The 680-nt window shown below is 82.5% G+C and carries 1 pseudogene; it reads right to left on the reverse strand.

The annotated features are described in order from the left end of the window. Window positions 1-16: 16 nt before the first annotated feature. Window positions 17-680: pseudogene (locus V7E45_RS40420) on the reverse strand (ATP-binding protein); the annotation flags it as partial.

Consider the following 680-nt stretch of genomic DNA (forward strand, 5'->3'; position numbering starts at 1 on the left):
GGGCTGGGGAGGGCGTTCATCCGGCCGGTGCGCTCCCGTCGGTGCGGCCGGCGCCCTCTGTCGCGGGTGCGGGGACGTGCGTGCGGGGCGGGGGTGCCGGTTCGAGGAGGCCGGCGCCCGGGTCGCGGGTGTCCGGGTCGCGGCCGTCCGGGTGCCGGTCCCGCCCGTCGGACGGGGCCGTGGCCGGCTCCACGCTCTGCTGTGCCTCCGCGAGCCCGATACCGCGCTGGAAGGCCGCCATCAGGCCGGGGTCGTGCCCCGGCACGGTGTCGCCCTCCTGACGGGGCGCCGGGCCGCCGCGCAGCTGCGGCACGATGTGCTCCTGGGCGCGGCGACGGGGCAGCCGGGGCTTGTCCATGGTGCCGCGCACCGCGCCGGTGCGCGGGGTGGGCAGGATGCCCGCGTGGGCCTCGACCGCCGGGCGGTCGTCCGCGCCGATGCCCGGCACGGCCTCGGCGGGGTTGGGCCGCTGCTCGTGGGTGCCGCGCACGGGGAGCCGGGGCGGGGCGCCCTGGCCCTCGCCCCCGCTGCGCGCGTGTCCGTCGGCGGCGGTCCGCGCGGAGCCGTCGCCGGCGGCGCCGCGCGCGGGACCGCGCTGGGCGTGCCGCCGGCGGCCGGTGGGCGCGGGCTGTCCGCTCCCGCTCTGCCCGGTGGACCGGGTCCCGCCCTCGCCGGAGGCG

This window comes from Streptomyces sp. IBSBF 3136 (assembly GCF_036815105.1).
In the GTDB taxonomy this organism is placed as follows: Bacteria; Actinomycetota; Actinomycetes; order Streptomycetales; family Streptomycetaceae; genus Streptomyces.